We start from the raw sequence: 26,558 nt of genomic DNA, 5'->3' as shown, positions 1-26,558 counted from the left end.
AGCATTAAGATATCGGTAAAAATTTCGGGATATGGTGCTGATAAACGGTAAAATGGTGGAATCCCGCGGAAAGCAGAAGACTGAATCCCTTTTCAACACCGCCCCCCACGTCGGCCCAGCGGTGCGCGTCCGACCCCACGGTAATCAGCTTGCCGCCAAGTTCGCGGTAACGGGCAATGATGGACAGATCCGGCAGGGTTGTCCCAATCTTCTGACGAAGCCCGGAAGTGTTTACCTCCAGGGCCTTGCGCTTCAAAATCAGTGCGTTCAGCACTTCATCGATTCTTCCGGCGTATTTTTTGTCGTCAATTTTAATATTGTGTTCGCCGACAATATACCGCCAGGGATAGGTCAGATGGGCCAGAGAATCGAATTTCCCCCATTCAATCATTTCCTGAATTTCGTTAAAGTATCGGTTAAGAGCATCGTCAATATCCGTGCGTGCATAGTCCATATCATAAAAATCCACGTTGTTTTTCGTGCTGTGGACGGAAGCAAGCACAAAGTCAAAGTCACAGGCTTCCAGAACATCGTCAGCGGCGGAAAGATCCTGCATGGGTTGTCCAAGCTCCACACCGGAGTAGATGTTCAGCCGTCCGTGAAAAACCGCACCCGCCTTGCGCGCTTCAAAATAAGACTGACGGGCACTTTTATCGTATCCTTCCGTTCTGTAAGCGTTGCATTCACAGTGGTCGGTCATGGTAATGGAATAAAGCCCAAGCCGGGCAGCGCTTTCGCACATCATCATGGTCGGATCATTGGCATCGCGCGAACAGTCGGAATGGACGTGGCTATCTGATAGATAATGATATTTCATAGATTTCCTCCCGGCAAAAAGCGTATTACCTTATTAATATATTATAGTAACATAAAACAATGTATATTTATAGGTCAATCATCAATATTTTGCACCGAATAATCGGGCGGATGTTTGAACAGAATGACTACGCCGCACGGCTCGTCCCGTGCGGGTGATTCTATTGACAAGAACCCAAATGTCAGTCATAATGTTAAGTAAGTTTGCAATTTTTTATTAACAATTTATTCATTTGGAGGTAATACTATGCGTGCGGTCATTACAGTCATCGGTAAAGATATGGTGGGTATCCTGGCCAGGGTTTCTACAATCTGCGCCGACAACGGAGTAAACGTCGTTGAAGTAACACAATCAATTTTGCAGGATCTGTTTGCCATGATTATGATGGTTGACATTTCGAAATCCACCATCCCTTTTAATGAACTTTCGGACAAGCTCACGGCAATCGGCAGCGACATGAACCTGACCGTTCATGTGATGCACGAGGACATCTTCAACTCCATGCACCGGATCTGAAAAAGCTTACATTATATAAAGAAGGGTCTGAGGACAACCAATGGTCAACTCTCATGATATACTGGAAACCATCAATATGATTGACAATGAGAATCTGGACGTGCGCACCATTACGATGGGGATTTCCCTGCTGGACTGCGTCGATTCTGACATTGAGAAATCATGTGATAAAATTTACGATAAAATCTGCCGCTATGCGGGTAATCTGGTAAAAACCGGCGAAAATATCAGTAAAGAATACGGTATTCCGATCATTCACAAACGAATCGCCGTCACTCCCATTGCAATGATCGCGGCAGCCTGTCCGGGAAAAAATCCTGTGCATTTTGCCAAGGCCCTTGACCGCGCTGCCAAATCGACCGGCGTCAACTTCATTGGGGGGTACTCCGCTCTGGTGCATAAAGGCTTTGCGCCCGGTGACTATGCACTGATAAAAAGTATTCCGGAAGCTTTAAGCGAAACGGAATTCGTCTGTTCCTCCGTCAATATCGGCACCACCAAGGCGGGCATCAACATGGACGCTGTGGCAAAAATGGGCAAGGTAATCCGCGAGCTGGCGGAAGCGACTGCCGACCGCGACTGCATTGGCGCGGCCAAGCTGGTTGTTTTCTGCAACGCGCCGGAAGACAACCCGTTTATGGCGGGTGCTTTTCACGGAGCCGGTGAACCGGACTGTGTAATAAACGTAGGCGTTTCCGGCCCCGGCGTAGTCCGCGCGGCACTGGCAAAAGCCGGTGACTGTGATATTACGGAAGTCGCGGACATCATTAAGAAAACAGCATTTAAAATTACACGCATGGGTCAGCTTGTGGCGCAGGAAGCATCCCGCAGGCTGTACGTTCCGTTCGGCATTGTGGATCTTTCCCTCGCCCCGACCCCGGCCGTCGGCGATTCCGTAGCGTATATTTTGGAAGAAATGGGACTGGAGTGCTGCGGTGCGCATGGCACGACCGCCGCTCTTGCTCTGTTAAACGACGCTGTCAAAAAAGGCGGCGTAATGGCGTCCTCTCATGTAGGGGGACTGTCCGGCGCGTTTATTCCAGTTACGGAGGACGCCGGTATGATTCACGCGGCACGCTGCGGCGCACTGAGCATTGTTAAGCTGGAAGCAATGACGGCCGTCTGCTCCGTCGGTCTGGACATGATCGCGGTACCGGGCGACACACCCGCGGAAATCCTCTCCGCCATTATTGCGGACGAAGCCGCAATCGGCATGGTCAACTCAAAAACCACCGCGGTGCGCATCATCCCGGCCATCGGCAAAAAGGCCGGAGAAGAGCTGAATTTCGGCGGTCTTCTGGGCGGCGGCCCGGTAATGGAAGTGAACCGTTATTCGCCGTTAAAATTTATTCAGCGCGGCGGACGGATTCCCGCTCCGATGCAGAGTTTGAAAAACTAAATCAAAAACCGTTTATTCATAAATTAGTCATAAATTTCCCGTTATTTTCAACACTATGTCTAATTTAATTAAATACTGTGAATTTCATTGCGTATTATTGCATATTGTAAAAGCCATTTAAGAGGACTATAATGGATAAACGCCAGACATGTAATATGTTTACAAATATTTTGAAATAAATTGTTTATTTCGCCACGAGGAGGCGCGGTCAAATGCAAGATTTGATTAAGCAGATTGTCGAGATGGATCGTAAAGCCAGAGAGATCACCGATGCGGCTCAGATGGAAAAAGTGAGTTCCGAAAAGGAAGTAGCTGAAAAAAGGGAACAGATCCGAAACGATTATCTTGAAAGAGCACGAAAAAGGATTGCCCTGAACGAACCAAATGAACGTGCGGTTGCCGAGGCAGAATGGAACGAAAAGAAAAAGAAAATTGCCGAGCTTTCTTCAAAGCTTGATGACCTTTACACCAAAAACAGCGACACTTGGGTGAATGCAATCGTCGCCCGTGTACTAGGGGAGTGATCGAAATGCTTTCCACCCTTTCCTCCAACGCAATTTTGTCTAAGGCACGCGCCATGTATGGAAGACGCCTTACAAAACAGAATTACAGAGAACTGCTGGCCTGTCAGAATGTGGGCGAAGTCGCCAGCTACCTGAAAACACGGACTTCTTACGGCAAAGCACTTGCAGGGATTGACCAAAACAACGTCCACCGCGGTCAGCTGGAAGCCAGGCTGAAGCAGAAGCTTTTCGAGGAATATGCCTCTCTGTGCCGATACGAAATATCTGTCGGAGAACATTTTTCGCAGTATGTAATTACACGAAGCGAGATTGAGCAGATTCTGCACAGCATTCTTTTACTGGAAGCGGGAACGCCGGAAGATTATGTGTTTGCGCTGCCGATGTATCTGACAAGGCATACGCACATTAATCTGACGGCGCTCAGTCAGGTTAAAAGCTATGATGATCTGATAAGCGCACTCAGCCACACACCGTACCAGAAACTTCTGGAAGGCTTCCGGCCGATTGAAGGAATTCCGTTGAACTACACTGGAATTGAGAATGCTCTTTATACTTATTTATACAGCAGCGTTTTTGAAGTGATCGACCAGCATACTCACGGAGAGACGGCAAGACAGCTCCGCGATATTTTTAACTCTTACATTGATCTGATTAATTACGCCCGCATTATCCGTCTAAAGGTTTCCTACAACGCTGGCCCCGATTTCATTCGCAGTTCGCTGCTGCCGTTCGGAAACATCAACAAACGGATTCTGGACGAGATGATCGAAGCGGAAAGCGCCGATGCCGTAACCAAGCTGATGGAACAGACCGCCGTCGGCAAACACTTTTTGAAAATTGAACACAGCTACGCGGGCGAAATTTCCAACCGTGTGAAATACATGACCTGCCGGCACGACATTCATTTTTCTACACATCCGTCGGTCGTACTGATATCCTACACCTTTCTTATGCAGATCGAACTAATGGACATCGTTACCATCGTTGAGGGTATCAGATACAAATTACCTCCTGAAGAGATTGCGAAATTACTTGTCGTTTATAATTTCAGTGAAAGGAGTGATTGATATTTGGCCGTTTTAAAAGTTAAAGTGGTTAGTATTATAGGAAGAATGGCTGACTTGGATCAAGCCACTACACTGTGCGGAAAATCCTGTTCTTTTCACCCCGACAATGCGCTGTCATTTTACTCCGATACCTCTGATTTTTCACCGCTGAATGAAGAAAATCCATACTCCGAACCGCTGCAGCAGCTGGCCGACTCTTTGGCAGGTTCCAAAAAGAAACTCACCCTGCTGAGTGCCGACGAGGTTTCCGGAATCAAGATGAGCCGCGAAGATATGAACGCCTATGTGGACTATATATCATCTTCCTTCAGCCAGCTGCAGAAAGAACGCGCGGACGCTCAGCTCAATATTCAGAATTACACGAATGAAATAGAAAAAATCAGTCATTTTGTGGGCCTTGATCTGGATCTGGACCAGATTCACGCCTGCAAGTACATTAAGGTTCGGTTTGGCGCCCTGCCGAGGGAAAGCTACGAAAAACTGAATTCTTATAAGCAAAATCCATATGTTATATTTTTTCCGTCAACGAGTGATGCAACTCATTATTGGGGGGTATATTTTTCGCCCATCGATATGGTCAGCGAGGTTGACCGGATTTTCTCCAGCCTCTATTTTGAAAGGACGCGCTTGACGGAACTGACCGGCAGCCCGGAAACGGGCGTGGAAACGCTCCGCAGCAAACGAGACGTTGAAATAGAACGCATAAAACGGGTTGACGAACGGTTCGAAGCACTTTGGAAAAAAGAAAAAACGATGTGCCAGAAGGTCTATTCCTGGCTGACGGAACAATCCGTCTATTTCGGAATCCGGCGCTACGCTGCCCGCTACAATGATAATTTCATTCTGACCGGCTGGATTCCGGCGGATCAGGAAACCTATTTCAAAAAGGAACTCGACAAAGTCGAATCTTTGAATTACACCTTTGAAGGAGCCGAGGAGGAGCTTTTACACTCTCCGCCTGTGGAACTGAAGAACAAGAAAGTGTTCCGGCCCTTCGAATTCTTTGTGGATATGTACGGTCTGCCGTGCTACGATGAGGTCGACCCGACCCCGTTTGTTGCGCTCACCTATTTCCTGCTGTTCGGCATCATGTTCGGCGATCTTGGGCAGGGGCTCTGTGTTTCCCTGATCGGCTGGTATATGTGGAAAAAGAAACAGATGAAACTGGGCAGAATTTTGATTCCCTGCGGAGTCTCTTCCGGAATTTTCGGACTGGTTTTCGGCTCTGTCTTCGGTTTTGAGAATGCGCTTGACCCGATATACCGCGCGCTTGGATTTGCGGAAAAACCGGTTGAAGTGATGAAGCCCGCCACCACCAACATGATTATTTACTCCGCGGTGGGAATCGGCGTGATACTGGTCATTTTAGCAATCCTGATAAACATCTACTCTTCCCTGAAAAGAAAGCACTATGAAAACGCGCTTTTCGGCCCCAACGGGGTCGCGGGTTTCATTTTTTATACCGCTTTGGTGGCCGGTTTCGGCGGACAGGTTGCTTTTGGCTGGCAGATAGTCAGCCCGACCTATGTTTTGTGTTTCATTATTCTGCCGATTGCCGTGATGTTCTTCCGTGAAGTGCTCGGCGGTTTAGTTGAGCGCAAACCGGACTGGAAGCCCGAAAAATGGGGCGATTTCATTATGCAGAACTTCTTTGAGGTGTTTGAATTTCTTCTGAGTTTTGCAACAAACACCATGAGTTTTCTGCGTGTAGGTGCTTTTGTCCTTGTTCATGCCGGCATGATGCTGGTTGTGTTTACACTTGCCGGAATGTCCGGCGGCATTGGCTACGTCCTGATCGTCATGATCGGCAACGTGTTTGTCATGGCACTTGAGGGACTGCTTGTAGGAATTCAGGTGTTACGACTTGAATTCTATGAAATGTTCAGTCGTTTCTTTGACGGCGGAGGCCGCCCGTTCAATCCTGTTGTTGTTCGTAAGGAGCAGTAATGCTTTTTTCCGATAACTATATCAATCAGACATTTGATGGAGGTACTATCATGAAATTCGTATTAATCAGCTTGCCCGTATTGTTCTTAATTGCATCGGTGATCTTTTCTGTCCGTTCCGTTAAAAACGGGAAAAAAATTCACAGCGCAGTAGCAACGCAGCTTTTGACCTTTATGGCGGTCTGTGTTCTTACCTTTGCGATTCCGGTTGTTGCTTCCGCAACTACACCTTCCGACACTCCCGCCAAGCCGAGTTCCTCTGAAACCGGAACCGCTGCCAGCAATTCCACAGGAATGGGCCTGATTGCGGCCGCACTCGTTACCGGTCTTGCAGGTATCGGCGGCGGTATTGCTGTTGCCGCTGCGGCTCCTGCTGCAATCGGCGCAACCAGTGAAGATCCGAAGGCGTTCGGTAAAGCGCTGATCTTCGTGGCTTTGGGCGAAGGTATTGCCCTGTACGGCCTGCTGATTTCCATCCTGATCCTGAATAAGGTTTAACTGATCGAAAGCTGAGGTGCATTCTTATGCGCTTTTACCTGATAAGCGATAATGTGGATACTCAGGTTGGGCTGCGTTTGGCCGGTATTGACGGCGTGGTGGTTCATGAAACCGCCGAAGTGCAAAAAGCACTGAAAGAGGCAATGGCAATGGAAGATGTTGCCGTTATTCTGATAACGGAGACACTGCTGTCCCTTTGCCCCGAACTGGTTTATGATTTAAAGCTCAACCAAAAGCGCCCGCTTATACTGGAAATTCCGGACAGACACGGCAACGGCCGTACGAAGGATTCGATTACCCGTTATGTCCGTGAGGCGATCGGGCTGAAAATTTAAGCCGCATTTACGGCGGAACGGGGGTTCAACCATGGCGGTCAATGATGACAAAATGAATAAATTTTACCTTGCTATCAATCACTACGCGGAAGAACAGCGTAAAAAGATTGAGCAGGAGGTATCGGAATTCAAACAAAGAGAGCTGGACGAAGCCGAGGTGGAGGTACTGACTGAAGCTTATCGTCTGATACAGAAAGAAATGGCGGAAATGCGCAACGGAATTTCCCGTGAAATGGCTCAGCGTGAAATGGAAGGCCGTAAAGAACTTCTGGCTAAACGCCAGAGTATTACCGCCAAGGTTTTTGAGCGTGCTAATAATGCGCTGATCGAGTATACTCAGAAAAGCGAATACACTGCTCTGCTGAAAAAATTCGCGGCGGAACTTTCTAAAACCTTCACAAAACCCGGCACTGTCCTTTGTATTAAAAAAGAAGATGAAAAATACCAAGAGCTGATAAAAGAGGCTTTTGGAAAAGACTGTACTTTTAAGATCAACCCCGACATTCATATCGGCGGAATCCGCGCCTACAATTCGCAAATGGGCATTTCGGCGGACATCACGCTTGATTCCATGTTGGAGGACCAGCGCGAGTGGTTTGCAGAAAACTCGGGGATGGCTATCGTCTGAGCCCGAGCCCAATTGTTATAACGGAGATGAATGAGATGGATAATCAGAATGTAATATTCGGAATAAACGGTTCCGTCGTTACCGTAAAAGACTCGCGCAGCTTTTCCATGATGGAAATGGTATATGTCGGAGACGAACGTCTGGTTGGCGAAGTCATTGGCATTACAGATAAATTTATTACCATTCAGGTCTACGAGGAAACCACGGGCCTAAAACCGGGCGAACCTGTTGTCGGCACCGGCAGCCCAATGAACGTAACCCTTGGGCCTGGAATTATCGATAATATTTTTGACGGAATTGAACGCCCGCTGAAGAGCGTTGCAGAACAGTCCGGCGCCTTTATTGCCCGCGGAAGCAACGTATCCGCTTTGGACGAAACCCGGCTTTGGGACGTAACGGTCACCGTAAAAGAGGGCGACCGATTAAAGGGCGGCGACGTTTACGCCGAATGCCCTGAAACAACGATTATCAAGCACAGGTGCATGGTGCCTCCGCGCCTTTCCGGCGTTGTAACCAAGGTAAGCGCGAACGGTCAGTATAAAGTGCATGACACCATCGTGGAACTGCAGGATGAACACGGAGATTTACACCAGCTTTCGCTTTGCCAGCGCTGGCCGATTCGTGTGCCGCGCCCGGTAACCGAGCGCTTACAGACAAAAGTGCCGCTGATTACCGGTCAGCGTGTCATAGACACCCTCTTCCCTATTTCCAAGGGAGGCACTGCGGCAATCCCCGGTGGATTCGGTACTGGAAAAACAATGACGCAGCACCAGCTTGCCAAGTGGTGCGACGCGGATATCATTATCTATGTTGGCTGCGGTGAACGCGGAAACGAAATGAGTCAGGTACTGGATGAATTTTCAGAGCTGATCGACCCGAAATCCGGCAGACCCATGACCGACCGAACCGTACTGATTGCAAACACCAGCAACATGCCTGTTGCTGCGCGTGAAGCTTCCATCTACACCGGTATTACGCTTGCCGAGTATTACCGTGACATGGGTTACCATGTTGCCATTATGGCAGACTCCACTTCCCGCTGGGCGGAAGCTCTCCGTGAGATTTCCGGCCGTCTGGAGGAAATGCCCGCCGAGGAAGGCTTCCCGGCATATCTGCCCAGCCGCCTTTCCGAATTCTACGAGCGCGCGGGGATGGTGAGAAACCTGAACAGCACGGACGGTTCCATTACCATTATCGGCGCTGTTTCCCCACAGGGTTCCGACTTTTCGGAACCTGTCACACAGAATACAAAACGTTTTACCCGCTGCTTCTGGGCGCTGGACAAAGCCCTTGCCTACGCCAGACACTATCCGGCAATCAACTGGACACAGAGCTACAGTGAATATTTCACCGATCTTGATCCGTGGTATGCAGAGCATGTGGGCGAAGACTTCATCAAATACCGTAAACAGATTAATAAAATTCTGCAGGAAGAAAACCAGCTGATGGAAATTGTTAAACTGATCGGTTCAGACGTTCTGCCTGACGACCAGAAGCTGATTATTGAGATTGCAAGAATTATCAGGGTTGGTTTCTTACAGCAGAACGCCTTCCACGCGGAAGATACCTTTGTTCCCCTTGAAAAGCAGAAGCTGATGATGAAAGTAATTCTCTATCTCTATAAAAAAGCAAAACAGATCGTGGCCGCATCGGTGCCGATTTCCGGTATTGTGCAGTCGGGCCTGTTTGACAAGCTGGTAAAAATGAAATACGACATTCCCAACAATAAACTGGAAATGTTTGATGACTATATGAAGGAAATAGACCGGACCTTATCTTCCATTCTTGCTTCCTGACGCCCGCGCGAAACTCCTAATTTTACCTAAGAAGGTGGTTACACCATGATCCTTGATTATATCGGATTAAAAGAAATTAACGGTTCTCTGATTGTTCTGGACGATGTTGAGAACGCTTCATTTGAAGAGGTCGTCGATATCCATATGGATGACGGCACCATGCGCCGGGGACGAATTGTTCAGATGGAAGGCAACCGTGTTGTCGTTCAGGTATTTGAAGGTACCCGCGGAATTTCACTGGACAATACCAGCACAAGGCTGATGGGGCACCCGATGGAGATGCCGCTTTCCCCGGAAATTCTGGGTCGCGTGTTCAACGGTTCCGGCCGCCCGATCGACGGTCTGGGAGAAATATTTCCCCTGAAAAAAGCCAACATTAACGGAACGCCGATCAATCCGGTTTCCAGAGAATACCCGAAAAACTATATTAACACCGGCATTTCCACCATCGATACCCTGATGACGCTGATTCGCGGCCAGAAGCTGCCGATTTTCTCCGGCTCCGGTATGAAGCACAACGAGCTTGCCGTACAGATTGCCAGACAGTCGAAAATCAGCGACGACAGCGGCAGCAACTTTGCAATTGTTTTCGCCGCCATGGGTGTTAAGAACGATGTCGCCGAATACTTCCGCCGCTCCTTTGACGAGTCCGGCGTGTTACAGAAGGTCGTTATGTTCCTGAACCTTGCAAACGACCCGATTATCGAAAGAATTCTGACCCCGCGCTGCGCGCTGACGGTCGCCGAATACCTCGCTTTTGAGCTGGGGATGCACATCCTTGTCATTATGACGGATATGACCTCCTACGCGGAAGCGCTGCGTGAATTCAGCTCTTCCAAAGGCGAAATACCGGGCAGAAAGGGATTCCCGGGTTACCTCTACTCCGACCTTGCTTCCCTTTATGAACGCGCCGGAATGATCCGCGGCAAAAAAGGCTCCGTCACACAGATCCCGATTTTAACCATGCCGAACGACGACGTGACTCACCCTGTTCCTGACCTGACCGGTTATATTACCGAAGGACAGATTGTTCTGGACCGTTCCCTCGACAGCTCCGGCTTCTATCCCCCGGTTTCCGTGCTGCCTTCCCTTTCCCGTCTGATGAAGGACGGCATCGGCGCAGGCTTTACCCGCGAAGATCACTCCGCTCTTTCCAACCAGCTGTTCGCATCCTACGCGAAGGTGATGGATGCCCGTTCGCTTGCGTCGGTTATCGGTGAAGAAGAGCTTTCCCCCGTCGATAAAAAATATATCGAATTCGGCAAGCTGTTTGAGTCCCAGTTCGTCAATCAGGGCTTCAATGAAAACCGTACCATCGACCAGAGCCTTGACCTGGGCTGGAAGCTGCTCTCTACGCTGCCGCGCGGAGAACTGGACCGTGTGGATGACGCGATTCTAGACAAATACTACAGCAAATCAGAAAACGCTGAGAAAACCGAACAGGAACCTGAAGAGGAATAAATTTAAAATCGTGCTATCAAGCGATTTTAACCATAGAAATTGCGGCCGACAAAAACACCCTTAAAACGCATGAATTTTACCGGCCAAAAGGAGGTGAGCCGCATTGAGCAATCAGATCGTCCCTACAAAAGGCAATTTGCTCGCTACAAAAAAGACCCTTGCGCTTTCACGCACAGGCTTTGATCTTCTGGACCGTAAACGCAACATTCTTATCCGTGAAATGATGGCTCTGATTGAGCGTGCAGCAAAAATTCAGAGCGTGATTGACGATACTTACGATGAAGCTTACGCCGCGCTGCAGAGGGCAAATATCACGCTCGGTATCTGCAACGAGCTGTCACGCACAGTCCCGCTTGACAACAACCTGAATGTGGCCTACAGGAGCGTTATGGGTGTTGAGATTCCCATGGTTTCGATTGACACCGTATGTGTACCGATTCCTTTCGGGCTAAATTCCACCAATATTACCCTTGATAACGCGTATATGAAATTCAACGAAGTAAAGCGGCTGACCGCTGAACTTGCGGAAGTTGAAAACAGCGTTTACCGACTGGCGGATGCAATTAAAAAGACGCAGAAAAGAGCCAACGCGCTGAAAAACATTATGATTCCCCGCTTTGAGCAAACCGTAAAGTTTATTACCGACGCACTGGAAGAGAAAGACAGGGAAGAATTTTCCCGCTTAAAAGTCATCAAAAGGCAGAAAGCCAGCAAATGAGTTAAAAAAGGATGCATCCGTTTAAGATGCATCCTTTTATCTTACTATTTTCTGTTAAATCAGATATCTTCAGGATCGACGATCGTCTTGTCCTCAGTGGAAGCATAATTCAGCTTCTCAACAATTTCCTTGGTATCGCGCGCAATGACAAGCTCTTCGTTTGTCGGAATGACATAGACAGCAACCTTGGAATCGTAGGTGGAAATTTTGCCCTCACGGCCGGAAACCATCTTATCATTGAGAACCGGATCAATTTTTACACCGAAGAACTTCAGGCCGCGGCAGACCGCATAACGCAGATGGGCCTGATTTTCGCCGAGTCCGGCAGTAAAGACGATGCAGTCAAGACCGTTCATTGCAGCCGCATAGGAACCGATATACTTCGTAATCTGGTAGGAAAGCATCTCATGCGCAAGAATCGCTTTGGGGTCACCCTCAATTTCCGCTTTCGTTACGTCACGGTCATCGCTGTGTCCGCTGATGCCAAGCAGGCCGGATTTCTTGTTCAGGATTTCGTCCATCTGCGTGGGGGTAAGATTTTCCTTCTCCATAATGAAGGTCACGACAGACGGGTCAAGAGAACCGGAGCGGGTACCCATCATAAAGCCGTCCAGCGGAGTAAGGCCCATGCTGGTATCGATAACATTGCCGCCCTTGATGGCCGCAATAGAGGAACCGTTGCCAATGTGGCAGGTAACCATGTTGATGTCCTCAATCGGCTGGTGCATCAGGTGCGCACAGTGGTTGCTGACATAGCGGTGGGAAGTACCGTGGAAACCATAGCGGCGGATCTTATATTTCTCGTAGTATTCATACGGAATGGCAAACATATAAGCCTTTTTGGGCATGGTGGAGTGGAAGGACGTGTCAAAAACAACACATTCCGGTATTGCTGTTCCAAAAACCTCGCGGCAGGCAAGAATTCCCTGAAGCTCCGGCCCGTTGTGCAGCGGTGCCAGCGGAATCAGGCTTCTGATCCCATCGATTACATCATCGTTGATAAACAGGGACTTACTGAAAATAGCGCCTCCCTGAGCTACGCGGTGACCGATTGCCGTAACCTCGGACAAATTTTTGACAACGCCGACTTCTTTATCTGTCAAAGCTGCCGTGACAAGCTTAAAAGCTTCTTTATGGTCGGACATGGTAACCTGCATGTCCTTCCTGCGGCCGTCTGCGGTTTTATGGGTAAAAGTTCCTCCTTCTATCCCAATACGCTCACAGTTGCCTTTCGCAAGCATTTCTTCGGTTTCCATATCAATCAACTGATATTTGAGTGAAGAACTTCCTGCATTTATTACCAAAATCTTCATGCTTTTTCCTCCTAAACGTTATATACCTGAGCGGCTATTGAATCCGCCAAAAGAATACTGTATATTATAATAGTACATTGACCTATTAATTTCAAGGAGTTTGTCATAAAATGCTGGTAGCAGGAATCGTTTCTGAGTACAATCCGTTTCATAACGGACATGCTGCGCTGATTGCACAAACCCGCAAAGCGGGTGCGACCCATATCACCGCGGTCATGAGCGGCAACTTTGTGCAGCGCGGGGAACCGGCCATTCTCTCCAAGTGGGCACGGACAAGACAGGCGCTGGAAAACGGCGTAGACCTTGTTGTGGAGCTGCCGCTGCCGTGGTCGCTTTCCGGTGCGGAAACCTTCGCATTCGGCGGAGTATCTTTACTGAATGCAATGGATGTTGATATCCTGAGTTTTGGCAGCGAATGCGGCAATACGGCGGATCTGCTTCAAGCGGAAAAGGCACTCCACTCTGACGAGCTGCGCGAAAAGATCCGTTTGGAACTCAAGAGCGGTGTAACCTTTGCCCGAGCAAGGCAAAACGCCGTGGCGGGGCTGTATGGCGAAGAAACCTCGGAACTTTTACGCGACCCCAATAATATTTTAGGCATAGAGTACCTGAAGGCGCTGCGAAAGCTAAACTCCGACATTTTACCGTTTACAATCAAACGTGTCGGCGCCGCTCACGACGCGCACGCAGCGGAAGGCGGGGTTGCCTCTGCTTCCCAGATACGGAAATTGATGAGGGCAGGCGAGGATTTTTCGGAGCTGATGCCCCCGTCCTCCGAAGAAACGGCAGAACGGGAAATCAAAGCCGGAAACGCCCCTGCCGACATCGCGTTGATTGAGCGAGCCGTTTTGGCAAAGTTGAGAACGCTGAGTCCCGACCGCTTTGCCGCCCTTCCCGATATCAGTGAAGGACTGGAAAACCGGGTATACGCCGCAGCACGCAGAGCCGTGAACCTGGAAGAAATGTACAGCTTAATCAAATCCAAACGATATACGCACGCAAGAATCCGGCGGATTATTCTTTCCGCCTTCCTGGGTCTGGAGTCTTCCATGAGCCGTGGAACTCCCCCCTATCTGCGAATTCTGGGATTTAATCAGCGCGGAACAGAAATTCTTCGTTTCATGAAGGGGCGGGCAGCCCTTCCGGTCATTACCAATTCTTCAGACATATTTTCTCTTGACAAAAATGGGAAAAATATGCTTGAATTAGAAAGCAGAGCAACTGACCTTTATTCTTTATGTATTCCAAAGATCGCGCCCTGCGGGCTCGACAGGACAATGGGTATTATTTCTATTTAGTCATCTGACTGAAAGGATGTGTCTTCTCTTGTCTATTGAAATCAAGGAAACGGAATATGAGAACTACGGAAAATGTTTGAAACTGAGCAACGGCCTGATCGACATTGTTGTAACCATTGAGTTCGGGCCGCGCATTGTACGTTTCGGCTTTATTGACGAAGCAAACATCCTCTACAATGACCTGGAACGCCGCAATTATATCAGCAGTGACAGCATGTCAGAGCGCTACGGCAACGGCACGGCTTTTTACCATTATGGAGGCCACCGCGTGTGGCTCAGCCCCGAAAAGATGCCGGAAACGTATTATCCGGACAACGAGCCTGTTGTATACGGCATTTTACCGGAAGGCGTCAGCTTTACGCCGCCGCGCCAGAAACGCAACGATGTTCAGCTGAGTTTTGAAGTAATGATGAGCGAAGGCGCCACGGATATTATGGTGGTGCACAGCGCGAAAAACTGCTCAAAAGAGAAACTAACCCGCGCGCTTTGGGCACTCACTATGGTAAAAGGCGGCGGTACTGAAGTCATTCCTTTGAGCAAAGACGCCGGTGACCCCCTGCTTCCCAACCGGCTTCTGACTTTGTGGCCGTACTCGGATATCCGGGACAGCAGACTGTTTGTGGGGAACCGGTTTATCACCATACGGCATGACACAAATATTTCCCATGCGCTGAAAATAGGCGTAAACAATACACCCGGCTGGGCGTCATACACCTGTGGGGATTATACGCTGGTAAAGCGGTACCTGCACACCCCCCAGGCGGCATACCCGGATTACGGATGCTCCTATGAAACGTATGCTTGCGGTGATTTTATTGAAATGGAATCACTGAGCCCCCTGTACGCTTTGGAACCGGGCGAGGGAATTCGCCATGTGGAAAATCTTTCTCTGATAAAACAGCCGTTCCCGAGCGACCCGACCGACGAGGAGAAAATTGAAAAATTCAGTGCGAATTTCAAATAAATATATCATAAATTCTATAACAAGCGGGGGCGGCCTATGGCCGCCCCCGCTTGTTGTCGTTATTTTTACAGTGTTCCGAAAATACGATCGCCCGCATCGCCAAGACCGGGCACAATGTAACCGACATCGTTCAGATGATCGTCCACAGCGGCACAGAAAAGCTGTACGTCCGGATGTGCTTCGGTAAATGCCTTTACCCCTTCCGGAGCGGCAATAATGCACATAAAGCGAATGCTCTTCGGTTTGCTGCGTTTGATGATGGTAACCGCGTCAATTGCCGAGCCGCCGGTGGCGAGCATCGGGTCAAGGACAATCACGTCGCGCTCTTCAATATCCTGCGGCAGCTTGCTGTAATACTCTACCGGCTGCAGCGTCTCATGGTCACGGTAAAGACCAATATGGCCGACTTTTGCAGCAGGAACCATTTTCAGTACGCCGTCCACCATGCCCAGGCCCGCTCTTAAAATCGGAACAAACGCAAGCTTTCTTCCTGCGATTACTTTCGTTTTCGCTTCCCCAATCGGGGTTTCAATCGTCGTGTCCTCCAAAGGAAGATCGCGGGTCGCTTCGTAGCACATCAGCATTCCGATTTCACCAACCAGCTCGCGGAACTCCTTGGAACCCGTGTTCTTATCGCGTAAAAAAGTCAGCTTGTGCTGAATCAGCGGATGATCCATTATAAATACCTGTTTATCCATGTTGACAGCCTCCACATTCTAGTATTGTTTATGATCTGAAATTACAGTTCTCCGCGCTCAATTGCAGAGATTTCATCAACGCGCCTCTGATGGCGGCCGCCGTCAAAATCTGTTTCCAAGAAGATCTTTGCAAACTCAACCGCCTGTTTTTCATCAATGACCCTGCCGCCAAGGCAAAGAATGTTGGCATTGTTGTGCCGACGGGTCATTTCCGTACAGAAAGCGTTGGTGCAAACAGACGCACGAATACCCTGCACCTTGTTGGCCGCGATGCTCATGCCGATCCCTGTTCCGCAGCACAGGATTCCGCGCTCCGCTTCGCCGTTGATGATACTGTGCGCAACGTTTGCCGCAATCGGCGCATAGTCGATAGAGGCTTCGTCAAATGTGCCGAAATCCTTATAAGCAATGTTTTCAGTAGCAAGATAGTTCTTAATGGCTTCTTTCAATAAAAATCCACCGTGATCCGCACCTAAAGCTATCATTTGATTTCTCCTTTATTTCTTTTTTTTAATTCCCGCTCCGCCTGTGGCAGGCGAAGATAAACCGGCATCAGAGCCGCCGGGGTCACTGCCCCGCCCTGCTCAGATACTTTGAGCGCGGATTTTGCCACTCCCCAGGCACGCTGGTAAAGCAAATGCTCGGGCGGCAGAACCGCGTTAAGGCTTTTAAACCGCTCATTATTATAGCACAATTTTGCGCCGTCTCCAACAAGGATTATCGGATTCGTGTAATTTTTACAATCTTCCGCCAAATCTTCAATGGAGAGCGCACGGTCGGGAGTGATTCTTTCAATAGAATTCCCGTGCGCCGTGAATATGGCGTTATAAACCTGTCCGCAGCGCGCGTCCATCACCGCACAGATTGTACCGGTCATGTGCCCCAGATTCTGCGCCATGGCTTCCAGCGTGGAAACGCCCGCACAGGGTTTATTCTGCGCCATCGCAAGTCCTTTGATACTCGCCACACCGATACGGATACCCGTAAAAGAACCGGGCCCGGCAGAAACAGCGTACAGATCGACGTCCTTCAGTTCCGTGCGTGTACACTGCAGAAGATTTTCGATCATGGGCATCAGCGTCTGGCTGTGGGTCAAACGAGTGTTGATATAAAATTCTCCCAGCAGTCTGTCGTCGTCAAGCAGCGCAGCAGAGGCTGCGGTCGCCGAGGAATCAATCGCCAGTATTCTCATTACTTCATCCCCTCAATATGAAAAATGCGCTCGTTTTCGCGCGTCCCCTGCTGAATTTCAATGCGGATCGCGTCCTGCGGAAGAGCAGCCTCAATATTTTCACTCCATTCGATTACAAGCACACCGCCGCTGTCGAGATAGTCAAAAAATCCGGTGGAGTAAAGGTCGTCCCACCCGGTTACGCGGAACATATCAAAATGGTAGACATCCAGTCTTCCGTGATATTCGTGGACAAGGGCGAAAGTCGGGCTGGAAACGCCGTCCTGAATTCCAAGCCCGCGGGCAAGGCCCCGCGTAAAAGCGGTCTTCCCCATTCCCATTCCGCCAAAAAGCGCGAGTACCTCGCCTCCGGTCAGGTTTTCGGCTATTTTGATGCCCAGTTCCTCTGTCTCAGCGGGCGAAGAAGTGATGATTTCCTGCATATCCGGTCCCCTTATATCCTTTAAAATAATCCTGAAATCTTCCCGTTTTCGTCCACATCAATTTTTTCTGCGGACGGCACCCTCGGCAGCCCGGGCATGGTCATAATATCCCCCGCGTAAGCAACCACGAATCCGGCTCCGTTCGAGAGACGCAGGTCACGGATGGTAATACGGAAGCCTTTCGGCCGTCCCAGAAGCAAAGCATTGTCGGAAAGAGAATACTGTGTTTTTGCGATGCAGACAGGCAATACATCCCCGCCCAACGCAGCAATTTCACGAATGGCCTTTTCCGCCTGGCTGGTGTAGTCCACGCCGTCCGCCCCGTAAATTTCTTTGGCAATGCATTCTATTTTCTGCTTGACTGTGGAGTCGGATGAATAAATCGGATGGAAATTCGCCGGTTTTTCCGCCGCCTCACAAACCTTTTTTGCAAGATCTACACCGCCCGCTCCGCCTTTGGCAAATACCTCGGAAAGCGCGAAATCCGCGCCGTTGTCACGGCAGTATTTTTCAATAAATGCCAATTCGGCCTCAGAATCGGTACCAAAACGATTAATCGCCACTACCACCGGCACTCCGTACTTTTTCATATTGGCAATATGCGCGCCCAGATTGACGATTCCTTTTTTCAGCGCTTCCAGATTTTCTTCCGCCGTTTTGTCCTTTGTTACCCCTCCGTTGTACTTCAGCGCGCGTGCGGTCGCCACAAGAACAATTGCACTGGGGCTGAGTTGCGCAAGGCGGCATTTAATATCGAGGAATTTTTCCGCGCCAAGGTCGGAACCAAAGCCAGCCTCTGTAATGCAGTAATCAGCAAGCTTTAACGCAAGACGTGTGGCCCTGACGGAATTGCAGCCATGGGCGATATTGGCGAACGGCCCGCCGTGCATAATAACCGGAGTGCCCTCCAGCGTCTGTACCAGATTCGGGTTGATCGCGTCTTTCAGAAGCGCGGCCATGGCGCCCTGCGCTTTGAGGTCCGAAGCATAGACAGGCGCGCCTGTGAAGGTGTACGCGACCAAAATTCTTCCCAACCGTTCTTTTAAATCCGTAATGTCCAAAGCAAGGCAGAAGATAGCCATGATCTCTGACGCTACGGTAATGCAGAAGCCGTCTTCACGCGGAATTCCGTTAATTTTCCCGCCAAGGCCGACGACAATATTCCGCAGCGCACGGTCATTCATATCGAGGCAGCGTTTGATTAAAATTCTGCGCTGGTCAATCCCAAGGGCGTTCCCCTGATGGATATGGTTGTCCAGCATGGCGCAGAGCAGGTTGTTTGCGGACGTAATTGCATGAAAATCACCCGTAAAATGCAGGTTGATGTCCTCCATTGGCACTACCTGAGCGTATCCGCCACCCGCAGCGCCGCCTTTGATGCCGAAAACGGGACCAAGACTCGGTTCGCGCAAAGCAATGACGGCATTTTTCCCGATCTGCTTCATTGCCTCGCCAAGCCCTGCCGTCGTAGTGGTTTTTCCTTCCCCCGCGGGTGTGGGGTTAATTGCCGTAACCAGAATAAGTTTGCCGTCCTGATGGGAGGCAAGTCTGTTGTAGAGAGAGTCGTTCAGCTTTGCTTTAAACCGGCCGTATGGCTCCAATTCCTCCTCGTGAATTCCGAGGTCAGCGGCAATTTTCGCAATCGGTACGAGCTCTGCCCGCTGTGCAATTTCGATATCCGTCAGCATTGGTGCATTCTCCTAACACATAATTATGACAAAATTATATCATATTTTTCTGTAAAAATGAACAGGCGAAATCAATATTTCTTATGAATCAGGCTGAGTGAAACCATGTTAACCGCAATATGGTATAATATAATAAATCTTCAGTTATTTGTAAGAAATTCATTAAGCTTTTTTTAAGAAATATAAGGTACTGTAATAGTAAGGTTTTTGAGGGAGGAAATCAAATGGATAAAAAACGGATCTTGATTGTTGACGATGACCGTGAAATTGTCCGCGCTATTGCCATTCTTTTGGAAAAAGAGGGCTACTCCGCTTTGTGTGCCTATGACGGACTGGAAGCCGTGGACGCAGCGATGAATAACGAAATTCATTTGATTTTGATCGATGTAATGATGCCGAAACTGAATGGGCTTTCCGCCGTGATGAAAATCCGTGAAAAACGCAATATCCCGATCATTGTTCTTTCCGCGAAGAGCGAAGACACAGACAAGATTCTGGGGCTCAGCATGGGTGCGGACGATTATGTGACAAAGCCGTTCAATCCCATGGAGCTTGTCGCAAGAGTTCGTTCCCAGCTCAGGCGCTACCTCAGTCTTGGCGACATTAACGCGCACAGGAATACAAGCGAGATTCTGAACGGCAGGCTGTCCTATAACACAGAGGAGCGGATTCTGAAAGCGGACGGTGATCCGATTCGGCTGACGGCCACCGAAACCAAAATCATCGATTTGCTGATGCGCAATCTGGGCAGGACCTTTCCTGCGGAGGAAATCTACCGCCGCGTATGGAACGAGCCCGCCTATTGCGTGGAAAATACTGTGATGGTACATATTCGCCGCATTCGTGAAAAAATCGAACTCAACCCAAAGGAACCTGAATATTTGAAGGTGGTGTGGGGCATTGGATACAAAATCGAAAAAATTTAAAACGATATTCAGCTGGCTTTGCTTTTTCTTCAGTACGATGACAATTTCGGTACTCCTGATCGCAGCGCTTTTTTACGGTCTTAATGTCAACAGAGCTGATTATCTTTCCCATGAAATAAACGATGCGTTTACTCCTGATTATCAGAACACATCCATGTTCCGGCAGACGGTATCGAATCAGCTTGGGGAGGTGCTGGACGCGCTGGCCTCTGAAACAGAAGACAATGCCGGAGTTTGGAACCTTTTAGATCAGGATTCCGGAAAAAACATTCTCTATTCAGCGGGAACACATGAAAACCCCGCAGAACATTCCAATGGGTATCCGGGTCTGGATTTGAATACCGCCCCGCTTCCGAAGGGATACAACTTCAAACTGTATTTCGACGGTAAAAAAGTGACGGTCACAAAGGACGGAAAAACGGTCGACATTTACGGCGACGGCGTTTACCGACCGGAAAAATCGATGTGGTATGTGCCGGGATATACCAGCAATACCAGTTTTAGCTACGACAATATGGAAGAGATGCAGGTCACGCTGCTGGCAAGGTCAGAGCCGGTCACGCCCGTCAGCGGATATACTTCCCTGACTTACATCCCGCAGGCCCAGCACAATCTGAAAATTACGCTGTACGCGGGCGGAGTCTTTCTTCTGCTCGGCGCAATTGCTTTTATGCTGTACCTTTTGCTCCGCAAAGACAAAAAAGCAGCCGACCTTGCGCTCGCGCGGTTCACCGGCTGGTTCTGGTGGGAATTCAAAGCTATATGCACCGTTGTGCTGGTTTGTCTGGACTTTGCTGTTATGATCCATGCATGGAGAAACGACTGGTTCCTGTGGGGAATCTGTACGGTCATTTCATTCTTCTGCTATTACCTTGTGGTAAATGATATGCGCTGTAACCATCACTTTTACAAGCACAATATTTTCAACACTGTACTGAAGAATTACAGAAAATTTGAGCGGTCGAAGCCGTTTCAGCAACAGATGGTTCAGCGCTTCTGGGCGCTGCTGGCGTCGGAAATCCTGCTGTTGCTGTTTGGTTTCACCGTAACGTCCATGATTCATCCCAGCGCTTTTTTTGTCATGGTTTTCTTGCTGCTGGTTCTTGCCGCCATGGTATACGTGATTTACCGGTATGTGCGCAGATTTCAGAATACCGTCTACGATATGGGACTGCTCATGAATCAGATTTCACTTGTCAAATCCGGCGACCTGATTACACCGCTGGAACTTCCTGCCGACGCGGATCTGAACACAGCTTCCGTTGACCTCAACGAAATTCAGTTGGGCATCGATTATGCGGTTGAAGAACGTTTAAAAAGCGAAAGGATGAAAATAGAACTGATTACAAATGTGAGCCATGATCTGAAAACACCGCTCACCGCCATTATCAGCTATATCGATTTATTGAAGCAGGAGGAAAATTTACCGGACCATATAAAAGATTATATTGAAATTCTTGCTCAAAAATCCGACCGGCTGAAGAACATGGTGCAGGACATCTTTCAGGTCAGTAAAGCAACGAGCGGAAATATTGAACTGAATATGGAAGTCCTGGATTACGGCAAACTGATTTTACAGACAATGGCCGATATGAATGAGCAGGTAGAAGCCTCCGGCCTGATATTCAAGGTAAATATTCCGGACTCCCCCGTTATGATTCGGGCGGACGGAAAGCTTTTATACCGGGTGTTCCAGAATTTGATCGGAAACGCACTGCAGTATTCACTGGAAGGTTCGCGCGTGTTCGTCACATTGGAGCACGACGGAAAGAACGCTTACGCAGCGGTAAAGAACACCTCACGCTATGAACTGGATTGCAAAACGGACATGACCGAGCGCTTTGTGAGGGGCGACAGTTCGCGCACAACCACCGGAAGCGGGCTTGGACTTTCCATCGCAAAGAGCTTCACAGAAGCAACCGGGGGCAGGCTGCAAATAAACGTTGATGCCGATCTGTTTTCCGTCAGGGTGGATTTCCCTCTTACGCAACAGTAGCAGGAAAATAAATTTTCTTTGTCGGGCATAGGGAAACGGGCGCGAGTTTTTTGCTCACGCCCGTTTCCCTTCATTATTCGCTTGCAGTTTTCGCGTTTCCATCATATAATAAATAAATCAGAGGTGAAGTCATGCGAGGATTAAAATCATTCGTCAATTATTTAAAACGGGCGGACAAGCTTTACTGGTTTATCATGCTGGCCATATCGGTATACAGCCTCCTGCTGCTGAAGACCGTGCCGAACAGCGAATCGGGAAAATCTTATTTCACTGTGCAGCTGGTTGCTATTTTCCTCGGTTATTTCGGCGCAATTCTTTTTACGCTGATCGATTACCGCGAGATTGCAAGCTACTGGTATATTGTAGCCGGTTTTTGTCTGTTTCTGATTGTTTATACGCAGATTTTCGGCATTGCGGTAAAAAGCAGCGGCGGCATCAACGCGAAAGCGTGGATTCAGCTGCCGGGCACCACATTCCAGCCTAGTGAATTAGTGAAAATCGGGTTTATCATCACCTTTTCCAAGCATGTTTCAGAGCTTAAGGAGCGCGATCTGCTGAAATCTTTTCCACAGGTCATGCTGCTGGCTCTCCACGCGATGATTCCGATTATACTGGTCCATTTTCAAGGAGACGACGGCACAGCGGTCATTTTCTTCTGTATGTTCTTAGCTATGGCGTTCGGCGCCGGGGTTCAACTGCGCTACTTTGGAGCGGTTTTCGCAGCACTGGCTGTCGCATTCCCTATTGCGTGGGAATATATATTGCAGGATTACCAAAAAGACCGCTTTACGATTTTCCGCCACCCGGAAACGGACCCGCTGGACAAGGGCCTGCAGCAGATTCAAGGCAGGTTGTCCATAGGAAGCGGCCAGTTCTGGGGCCGGGGGCTGTTCAACAGCAATTCACGCGTCAGCAAGGGTCTTGTTCCCGTACAGCAGAGCGATTTTATTTTTTCGGTCGCGGGGGAGCAGCTCGGATTTGTGGGCTGTATGCTGATTGTCCTTTTGCTTTTGCTGTTCCTTTTTCGCACGCTTCGGATTGCGCGGAAATCCCCGGACTGTCTGGGCAGCAGCATCTGCTTTGGCTTCTTCGGTATGATTGCGGCACAGGCGCTTTTCAATTTGGGCATGTGTCTGAACCTTTTGCCGGTCATGGGCGTTACGCTCCCGTTTTTCAGTGCGGGCGGTTCGTCCGCGGCCTGTCTGTATCTGGGGTTCGGGTTGGCGCAGAATGTGCATATGCACCGGATGAACACGGATAAAGTTACGCTCCGGCGTTAGATAAGAAAAAGCCACCTGAATTCAGGTGGCTTTTTTCTTATCCTATACTGAATTATTGGAACAGCTTGTCCTGCAGTTTTTTGGCTTTGGAACGTCTTTGCGCTGTTGCTTCCGCATTGATGGTGAGTGTTCCCTCGGCGTCATCCACATTCAGCACATCGCCTTCCCGCGCGCCCTGCGGAAGTTCGGAAGTTTCAATGGCAAAGAATTTCTGCTCCTTATCCTCACAGATTGCGTAGGTTCCTTCAAAACGGTCTATTACCAGCATTTTCATTTTTCTATCCCCTTCTGCTTTAATCAGTTCACTCAGCGCTCGGTTTTAATTTTAATATTCTGTCCGTCGCTCATAAAAATAAGCGTACCGCTGACATCAGTCCGGTAAACCGCCGCACCGGCGGACAACAGCCTTTTCAGGACTTCCCGTTTCGGCAGCCCGTTGGAATCGTCCGCAACGGAAATTGCCGCCCATTTCGGCTTTACGGCGTTCAACAGCGCGTCCGTGGTGGAGGTACCGCTGCCGTGGTGGCCGACCTTTAGAACATCGGCGGAAAGGTCTTCTCCGCCTGCGAGCAAATCGGATTCCTCTTCTTTTTCCGCGTCACCCATGAGCAGGAACCGTGTTTTTCCATACGTCAGCTTCAGGACGATGGAATTGTTATTGGTACTGTCCCCCTGTTTTACAGGGGCAAGAACCTCTATTTTCATACTGCCGAGGGAGAAAGTCTCCCCGGGCCGGGGAACAACCGTGGAAATCCGTTTTTCGTTCAGCGCTTTCTGCGCGGAAAGATATTCCTCGCTGGATGGAATCATGTTTTTCGGGATATCGGGCGCGAAATATTTTCCGACGCGATAATGCCCGATCAGATAAGCAAGTCCGCCGATATGGTCCTCATCAGGGTGGGTATTGACCACACAATCCAGTTTTTTTACACCCCTCCGGTCAAGATATTCCGCAATCGACTCCCCCTGATCCATGGTTCCGCCGTCTATCAGCATCGTTTTCCCGCCGCATTCAATAAAGATACTGTCGGCCTTGCCGACTTCGAGCACATGGACGGACATCGGGCTGGAATCCGCCGCCGCGGAAAAATCGTTCAGTCCGAAAAAGGAAAAAACGCGGTGCCAGAAGGCTGCCGCCCCAAACGGCAGCAAAGAGACAATCAAACCAACCGCCAGAAACAGCGACAGGGTGATTTTCAGCGCCTTTTTGCTGTTTTTTTGCTGCTCCATTTGCCCTGCTTCTCTCTGTTTTGAACTTGCGCAGCGCGCTGCATGGCAGGGCTGGGCCGAACAAGACACGAATTGGCCGTACCGATCAAATCGCTGCGTCCGGCGGCTTTCAGCGCCGCAATAACCAGATCCCTGTTCTTCGGATTAAAATACTGAAGAAGCGCCCGCTGCATCGCCTTTTCACGGTCGGTACGGGGAATATAAACTTCTTTCAAGGTATAGGGGTCAAGACCGGTATAAAACATGCAGGTAGAAATGGTGCCGGGCGTAGGATAAAAATCCTGCACCTGTTCCGGACGAAGATGCTCGCGTTTCAAAAACAGAGCAATCGCAACCGCGTCTTTCAGAGTACTACCAGGATGGGAGGACATCAAATACGGAACAAGGTACTGTTCCTTGCCCTCTTCTTTACAGTATTTGAAATATTTCTTTTCAAATTTCAAAAAGGATTCAATATGCGGCTTGCCCATGCAGTCAAGGACTTCCGGCGTACAGTGTTCCGGCGCGACCTTCAGCTGCCCGCTGACATGGTATTTTACCAGCTCTTTGAAAAAGGTATCGTCTTTGTCCTCAATCAGATAATCAAAGCGGATGCCGGAACGGATAAATACGCGTTTGACCTTCGGCAAAGCACGCAGCTTACGCAGAATGTCGAGGTACTCGCTGTGATCTACTTTCAGAAGCGGGCAGGGCTTCGGAGCAAGACATTTTTTTCCGCCCGCGCACAGTCCCAGTTTTTCCTGTTTGTCGCAGGAAGGATGGCGGAAATTGGCAGTCGGCCCTCCGACATCGTGAATATACCCCTTGAAATTCGGGCTTTCCGTCAGCAGCTTTGCTTCGCGCAGGATGGATTCTTCGCTGCGGGTCGTGATGGCTCGGCCCTGATGGAACGCGATGGAACAGAAATTGCAGGCGCCGAAACAGCCGCGGTTGTGCGTGATGGAGAACTCCACTTCCTGAATGGCGGGAACCCCGCCCATGCTTTCATAGCTCGGGTGATAGGTACGCATATAAGGGAGCTCATAAACAGCGTCCAGCTCTTTTTGCTCCAGAGGCGGCATCGGCGGGTTCTGCACCAGAATTTTGTCCCCGTGGCGCTGAATGACCTTGCGCCCGCGTACAGCGTCCTGCTCATCCTGCTGTTTACGGCAGGAGACGGCATACTCTTTCTTATTCTGACAGACCTGCTCAAAGCTCGGGCAGTCAACCGCCGGAACGGGTCGGTATTCCTTCGTGGGAATCGCGTAGCAGGTTCCGCGGATATCGGTGATCGTGCTGACCGGCTCGCCGGAAAACAGGCGGCGGGCGATTTCAACCGTTTGACTTTCGCCCATACCGTAAGTGAGCAAATCCGCCCCGGAATCCAACAGAATCGACGGGCGGATTTTATCATCCCAGTAGTCGTAATGCGCAAACCGGCGCAGAGAGGCTTCCAGCCCGCCGATAATGACGGGAGAGTCCGGATAGATTTCTTTAATTTTCTTTGCGTACACAATGACGGCGCGATCCGGCCGCAGCCCGGTTCTGTTCCCGGGCGAATAGGCGTCTTCTTTCCGCTTGCGGCGGGCTACGGTATAATGGGCAACCATGGAATCAATGTTTCCGGAACTGACCAGAAACCCGTATTTCGGCCTGCCGAACCGGGTAAAGTCCCTGTCTGTACGCCAGTCCGGCTGCGCCAGAATGGCGACGTGATAGCCGAACTGTTCCAGTACGCGTGAAATGATCGCGGTACCAAAGGTGGGATGGTCAACGTAAGCGTCGCCGGTTACGACGACAAAATCCGGCGCATCCCAGCCGAGAGCATCAATTTCTTCTTTTGTTATGGGTAAAAAAGGCATTCTGC

At 49.6% G+C, this 26,558-nt stretch carries 26 protein-coding genes; 16 read left to right on the top strand and 10 right to left on the bottom strand.

Features of this window, described 5'->3' with window-relative positions; all coding sequences use genetic code 11:
- Positions 1-4: 4 nt before the first annotated feature.
- Positions 5-817, bottom strand: a complete 813-nt coding sequence (locus J5W02_RS12110) for a histidinol-phosphatase HisJ family protein (RefSeq protein WP_219965962.1) — start codon at positions 815-817, stop codon at positions 5-7.
- 246 nt (positions 818-1,063) lie between these two features.
- Here J5W02_RS12110 and J5W02_RS12105 point away from each other — a divergent pair, with 246 nt between their 5' ends.
- From J5W02_RS12105 to J5W02_RS12055, 11 genes are all read left to right on the top strand, one after another.
- Positions 1,064-1,333 (top strand): ACT domain-containing protein, encoded by a 270-nt coding sequence (locus J5W02_RS12105; RefSeq protein ID WP_219965961.1) that lies wholly within the window; start codon positions 1,064-1,066, stop codon positions 1,331-1,333.
- Positions 1,334-1,373: 40 nt separating this feature from the next.
- Entirely contained in the window at positions 1,374-2,732 is a 1,359-nt protein-coding gene (locus J5W02_RS12100; protein WP_219965960.1) for a PFL family protein, read from the top strand.
- 212 nt (positions 2,733-2,944) lie between these two features.
- On the top strand, positions 2,945-3,256 hold the full coding sequence (locus J5W02_RS12095; protein WP_219965959.1) for a hypothetical protein: 312 nt from the start codon (positions 2,945-2,947) through the stop codon (positions 3,254-3,256).
- Positions 3,257-3,261: 5 nt separating this feature from the next.
- On the top strand, positions 3,262-4,323 hold the full coding sequence (locus tag J5W02_RS12090) for a V0D/AC39 family V-type ATPase subunit (protein WP_219965958.1): 1,062 nt from the start codon (positions 3,262-3,264) through the stop codon (positions 4,321-4,323).
- A 3-nt stretch (positions 4,324-4,326) separates the two neighbouring features.
- The gene (locus tag J5W02_RS12085) at positions 4,327-6,270 is read left to right on the top strand and encodes a V-type ATP synthase subunit I (protein ID WP_219965957.1); all 1,944 of its coding nucleotides are present in this window, start codon (positions 4,327-4,329) and stop codon (positions 6,268-6,270) included.
- A gap of 50 nt (positions 6,271-6,320) precedes the next feature.
- A complete protein-coding gene (locus J5W02_RS12080) occupies positions 6,321-6,767 on the top strand; it encodes an ATP synthase subunit C (RefSeq protein ID WP_219965956.1) in 447 nt (148 codons plus the stop codon).
- A gap of 26 nt (positions 6,768-6,793) precedes the next feature.
- Complete coding sequence (locus J5W02_RS12075) at positions 6,794-7,102, top strand: V-type ATP synthase subunit F (RefSeq protein WP_219965955.1); 309 nt, start codon at positions 6,794-6,796, stop codon at positions 7,100-7,102.
- 31 nt (positions 7,103-7,133) lie between these two features.
- Positions 7,134-7,730 (top strand): V-type ATP synthase subunit E, encoded by a 597-nt coding sequence (locus J5W02_RS12070; RefSeq protein WP_219965954.1) that lies wholly within the window; start codon positions 7,134-7,136, stop codon positions 7,728-7,730.
- A 35-nt stretch (positions 7,731-7,765) separates the two neighbouring features.
- Positions 7,766-9,526 carry a V-type ATP synthase subunit A gene (locus tag J5W02_RS12065; protein ID WP_219965953.1) on the top strand — a complete coding sequence of 587 codons (1,761 nt, stop codon included), beginning with the start codon at positions 7,766-7,768 and terminating at the stop codon, positions 9,524-9,526.
- 45 nt (positions 9,527-9,571) lie between these two features.
- Positions 9,572-10,987: a V-type ATP synthase subunit B gene (locus J5W02_RS12060; protein WP_219965952.1), complete on the top strand. Its 1,416-nt coding sequence runs from the start codon at positions 9,572-9,574 to the stop codon at positions 10,985-10,987.
- 103 nt (positions 10,988-11,090) lie between these two features.
- On the top strand, positions 11,091-11,705 hold the full coding sequence (locus J5W02_RS12055) for a V-type ATP synthase subunit D (protein ID WP_219965951.1): 615 nt from the start codon (positions 11,091-11,093) through the stop codon (positions 11,703-11,705).
- Positions 11,706-11,764: 59 nt separating this feature from the next.
- Here the strand turns inward: J5W02_RS12055 and J5W02_RS12050 are convergent, their stop codons facing one another.
- Positions 11,765-13,018 (bottom strand): acetate/propionate family kinase, encoded by a 1,254-nt coding sequence (locus J5W02_RS12050; RefSeq protein WP_219965950.1) that lies wholly within the window; start codon positions 13,016-13,018, stop codon positions 11,765-11,767.
- A 110-nt stretch (positions 13,019-13,128) separates the two neighbouring features.
- On the opposite strand from J5W02_RS12050, the gene J5W02_RS12045 reads away from it, so the two are divergent.
- A complete protein-coding gene (locus J5W02_RS12045) occupies positions 13,129-14,316 on the top strand; it encodes a tRNA(Met) cytidine acetate ligase (RefSeq protein ID WP_219965949.1) in 1,188 nt (395 codons plus the stop codon).
- A gap of 28 nt (positions 14,317-14,344) precedes the next feature.
- Positions 14,345-15,280 carry a hypothetical protein gene (locus J5W02_RS12040; protein WP_219965948.1) on the top strand — a complete coding sequence of 312 codons (936 nt, stop codon included), beginning with the start codon at positions 14,345-14,347 and terminating at the stop codon, positions 15,278-15,280.
- Positions 15,281-15,345: 65 nt separating this feature from the next.
- On the opposite strand, the gene upp is transcribed toward J5W02_RS12040, so the two are convergent.
- From upp to J5W02_RS12015, 5 genes are read right to left on the bottom strand one after another with little or no spacing between them, the layout of a single operon-like run.
- Entirely contained in the window at positions 15,346-15,978 is a 633-nt protein-coding gene (gene upp, locus J5W02_RS12035; RefSeq protein WP_219965947.1) for a uracil phosphoribosyltransferase, read from the bottom strand.
- Between the two features lie 41 nt (positions 15,979-16,019).
- Positions 16,020-16,463 carry a ribose 5-phosphate isomerase B gene (gene rpiB / locus J5W02_RS12030; protein WP_219965946.1) on the bottom strand — a complete coding sequence of 148 codons (444 nt, stop codon included), beginning with the start codon at positions 16,461-16,463 and terminating at the stop codon, positions 16,020-16,022.
- Entirely contained in the window at positions 16,460-17,170 is a 711-nt protein-coding gene (gene tsaB / locus J5W02_RS12025) for a tRNA (adenosine(37)-N6)-threonylcarbamoyltransferase complex dimerization subunit type 1 TsaB (protein WP_219965945.1), read from the bottom strand. The genes rpiB and tsaB overlap by 4 nt, the downstream gene beginning before the upstream one ends.
- Positions 17,170-17,592 (bottom strand): tRNA (adenosine(37)-N6)-threonylcarbamoyltransferase complex ATPase subunit type 1 TsaE, encoded by a 423-nt coding sequence (gene tsaE / locus J5W02_RS12020; protein ID WP_219965944.1) that lies wholly within the window; start codon positions 17,590-17,592, stop codon positions 17,170-17,172. The genes tsaB and tsaE overlap by 1 nt, the downstream gene beginning before the upstream one ends.
- A 20-nt stretch (positions 17,593-17,612) precedes the next feature.
- Positions 17,613-19,280, bottom strand: a complete 1,668-nt coding sequence (locus tag J5W02_RS12015) for a formate--tetrahydrofolate ligase (protein WP_219965943.1) — start codon at positions 19,278-19,280, stop codon at positions 17,613-17,615.
- A 224-nt stretch (positions 19,281-19,504) separates the two neighbouring features.
- Here J5W02_RS12015 and J5W02_RS12010 point away from each other — a divergent pair, with 224 nt between their 5' ends.
- The 3 genes from J5W02_RS12010 to J5W02_RS12000 all read left to right on the top strand — a co-directional run bounded on the left by J5W02_RS12010 (position 19,505) and on the right by J5W02_RS12000 (position 23,482).
- Entirely contained in the window at positions 19,505-20,206 is a 702-nt protein-coding gene (locus tag J5W02_RS12010; RefSeq protein ID WP_219965942.1) for a response regulator transcription factor, read from the top strand.
- Positions 20,207-20,243: 37 nt separating this feature from the next.
- The gene (locus tag J5W02_RS12005) at positions 20,244-22,202 is read left to right on the top strand and encodes a sensor histidine kinase (RefSeq protein WP_219965941.1); all 1,959 of its coding nucleotides are present in this window, start codon (positions 20,244-20,246) and stop codon (positions 22,200-22,202) included.
- A gap of 131 nt (positions 22,203-22,333) precedes the next feature.
- Complete coding sequence (locus tag J5W02_RS12000) at positions 22,334-23,482, top strand: FtsW/RodA/SpoVE family cell cycle protein (protein WP_219965940.1); 1,149 nt, start codon at positions 22,334-22,336, stop codon at positions 23,480-23,482.
- A 52-nt stretch (positions 23,483-23,534) separates the two neighbouring features.
- Here J5W02_RS12000 and J5W02_RS11995 read toward each other — a convergent pair whose 3' ends face one another.
- Genes J5W02_RS11995 through J5W02_RS11985 form a run of 3 tightly spaced genes read right to left on the bottom strand, consistent with a single transcriptional unit; the run spans position 23,535 to position 26,553 of the window.
- The gene (locus J5W02_RS11995) at positions 23,535-23,756 is read right to left on the bottom strand and encodes a DUF3006 domain-containing protein (RefSeq protein ID WP_219965939.1); all 222 of its coding nucleotides are present in this window, start codon (positions 23,754-23,756) and stop codon (positions 23,535-23,537) included.
- A gap of 32 nt (positions 23,757-23,788) precedes the next feature.
- Positions 23,789-24,712, bottom strand: coding sequence for a ComEC/Rec2 family competence protein (locus J5W02_RS11990; protein WP_219965938.1), 924 nt, complete (start codon positions 24,710-24,712; stop codon positions 23,789-23,791).
- Entirely contained in the window at positions 24,679-26,553 is a 1,875-nt protein-coding gene (locus J5W02_RS11985; RefSeq protein WP_219965937.1) for a YgiQ family radical SAM protein, read from the bottom strand. Before J5W02_RS11985 ends, J5W02_RS11990 begins: the two co-directional genes overlap by 34 nt.
- Positions 26,554-26,558 lie beyond the last annotated feature (5 nt).

The organism is Caproiciproducens faecalis (assembly GCF_019448085.1).
In the GTDB taxonomy this organism is placed as follows: Bacteria; Bacillota; Clostridia; order Oscillospirales; family Acutalibacteraceae; genus Caproiciproducens; species Caproiciproducens faecalis.
This window is presented reverse-complemented; position numbering and strand designations above follow the sequence as displayed.